Source organism: Nitrospirota bacterium (assembly GCA_016219645.1).
Taxonomy (GTDB): Bacteria; Nitrospirota; Nitrospiria; order Nitrospirales; family Nitrospiraceae; genus Palsa-1315.
This window is the reverse complement of record JACRLR010000028.1, coordinates 1-2,532: the sequence shown is the minus strand read 5'-3', so window position 1 is coordinate 2,532 and position 2,532 is coordinate 1. Positions and strand designations below refer to the sequence as shown.

The 2,532-nt window shown below is 57.3% G+C and carries 3 protein-coding genes; 2 read left to right on the top strand and 1 reads right to left on the bottom strand.

What is annotated here, in order from left to right:
- Nucleotides 1–40 precede the first annotated feature (40 nt).
- On the top strand, nt 41–1,291 hold the full coding sequence (locus HZB34_11650) for a hypothetical protein (protein ID MBI5316618.1): 1,251 nt from the start codon (nt 41–43) through the stop codon (nt 1,289–1,291).
- Nucleotides 1,240–1,833 carry a DUF3365 domain-containing protein gene (locus HZB34_11645; GenBank protein ID MBI5316617.1) on the top strand — a complete coding sequence of 198 codons (594 nt, stop codon included), beginning with the start codon at nt 1,240–1,242 and terminating at the stop codon, nt 1,831–1,833. Before HZB34_11650 ends, HZB34_11645 begins: the two co-directional genes overlap by 52 nt.
- A 72-nt stretch (nt 1,834–1,905) precedes the next feature.
- Here the strand turns inward: HZB34_11645 and HZB34_11640 are convergent.
- A partial coding sequence (locus HZB34_11640; GenBank protein ID MBI5316616.1) for an AI-2E family transporter occupies nt 1,906–2,532 on the bottom strand: 627 nt, incomplete at its 5' end.

Below are 2,532 nucleotides of genomic sequence, written 5' to 3'. Positions count from 1 at the left end.
GGGTGACGAATTGGAAGACTTGGCCGAAGAATTCAACCGCATGAACCAGCAGTTGAAAGCCGCATTCGCCGGATTGACCGACCAGGTCAAGTTGAAAACCCAGGAAGTCCAGGTCCTCCAACAGTCGACGGATCAGATCTTGGATGCCGTCCCCACTCCAATTCTCCTCATCGATGCCCACGAAGTTGTGCGCTACATCAATCAGGCAGCCCGCGAATCCTTTAACGTCCAGAACCCGATGTCGGGAACGTCGTTATTCACGATTCTTCCACTCGACCCAGCCGTTCAGAAACAGCTTCACGCGGAGTTCCAAGCCAACGGGGATACGTCTCTTGCCACAGCCGGCATCGAGCGCGAGACGGCACCGAGGGATCCACTTGCGCCGAGTACCGACCACGAATCGGCGCACCGTCGCGCTGAGCTCCACATCGGATCGCGGATCTATCACTATCAATGGTTCCGATTACCCACGAGACCAGGAGAAGAAGATAGCATCGGGCTGGTGCTTCGAGACATCACGGACGAGAGCCAACTACAAGATAAGCTGGTCCAGGCTGAAAAGACGGGAAGCCTCGGGGTCTTAACGGCTGGAATCGGCCACGAACTCAACAACCCCTTATTTGGGATCATCGGGTTGGGGGAAGCGATTCAGGACGAGCAGGACTTGGAGCATATCAGGACCTGCGCCCGGGACATCGTGGCCCATGGCCGTCGCATGGCGACGATCGTTCGAGATTTTACCGGCGTGACAAACCGTGAGGCCTTCGACCAGCACGTACCGGTGCCTGTGGAGCAGATCTTGGACCAAGTGCTGGCCACGGCACAGACCACCGTTGAAATGAAAGACATTGTGATCCACAAAACCTATGCGGGCGATACACCTGTGCTGGTCTTTCCGGACCAACTTCGGCAAGCGTTGGTGAATCTCGTGACCAATGCCACCCAAGCCATGAAGGGAACCGGCACGCTCACGTTGACGACCGCCGTGTCAGACCACACGGTGACGACAACGATCGCCGATTCCGGCCCCGGCATCTCCAAACAGCACCTGTCAAAGGTCTTCGATCCGTTTTTCACGACCAAGGGACAAGGGGAAGGTTCTGGACTCGGGCTCACGGTGGCACGACGGATTATCCGAAAGTTTGGAGGTGATCTCCGTATCGAAAGCGTCGAAGGCCAAGGCACCACCTGCGTGGTCACCCTTCCAATCAGTTCTCCACGATCTCCCGAAGGAGGCCCATGGACACCGTCCGCATCACGTTCCGAGCCGCAACCATCACATTCCTCGTAGGGGGACTCTGGGGCGTGGCGTCTCTTCACGCAGCCAAGGAGAACTCGCCCATCGGCGGCATCTCTCCGGAGAGAGTCGCCGATTACGTGCATGCCGTCCTGGAGGCCGACCGGACGATCTACACGACGCACATCGTCAACCGTATGCAGGAGAAAGGCATCGTCGCTGCGACCGAACATTGGGAACAGGACAGCGCACTCCCGCTGCCGGCCCAGTTTCTTCAACATTCAGGCCGGTTGGTCGCCGAGAGTGGACGGGGCATCCGCTACAGACTGATCGGATTCTCTCCGATCTATCAACGCAACGCGCCTGCGACCGAGTTTGAACGAAAAGCGCTGGAGGTGCTCAGGCGACAGCCTGACCGACCGATTACCGGAGTGGTTTCAAGCGGCAAGAAGCAGTACTTCCAAGCCATCTATGCAGACCGTGCTGTCTCGTCCGCCTGTATCACGTGCCACAACAGTCATCCGTTAAGCCCAAAGCAGGATTTCAAGCTCAACGATGTGATGGGTGGGATCGCCATTACGATTCCGCTGGAGTAGCAGGACACATGATAGGTCCTTATCGGCTGGAGAGCCAACAACACTGTGCGCGGGTGCAGTGCGACAAGGAGGTTACGAAGGCGTGGGCGGGTTCATAGAAACGACCGGTGGTTTGAGGTAATACTCCTCTCGATAGATCTGCACCGCCGTCATCAGCAGGCTGATAAGGATCGGGCCGACGAACAGTCCAAGCAACCCGTACAGCGCCAACCCTCCCAACACGCTGAGCACGAGGAGCAACACGGGAATCTGTACATCTTGGCCGATCAACCACGGGCGTAGGAACTGGTCGACCATCGACACGACGCCGATTCCCCACACCAGCATAATCAGCGCTTTCCCGCTCGCACCCACCCAGAAGAGGTAGAGCACCACAGGTCCCCACACCAGTCCCGTTCCGCCAAACGGGATCGGCGCCAACACGGTCGTCAACGCGGTCAGTCCCATCGGAAACGGCACATCGAGCGCCCAATAGGCCATCCCCGCTAACAGCCCTTGAACAATCGCCGTGACGAGCATCCCTTTCACCACCGCCCGAATCGTTTGATCCAACCGGGTCAGAATTTTGGACTTGTGCGACTCGTCCATCGGAATCAAATCGTATAACACGGCGAGCCACTGCCGACCGTCTTTGAAGAGAAAAAACAACACCAACAGCATAATGAAGAAATTCGTCACCAGCGTGAAGGTGTTCTTCAG

What these genes read in the sequence shown, in the direction of transcription:
- HZB34_11645 (MBI5316617.1), top strand. Translation starts at nt 1,240, where the DNA reads ATGGACACCGTCCGCATCACGTTCCGAGCCGCAACCATCACATTCCTC.
- HZB34_11650 (MBI5316618.1), top strand. Translation starts at nt 41, where the DNA reads ATGAACCAGCAGTTGAAAGCCGCATTCGCCGGATTGACCGACCAGGTC.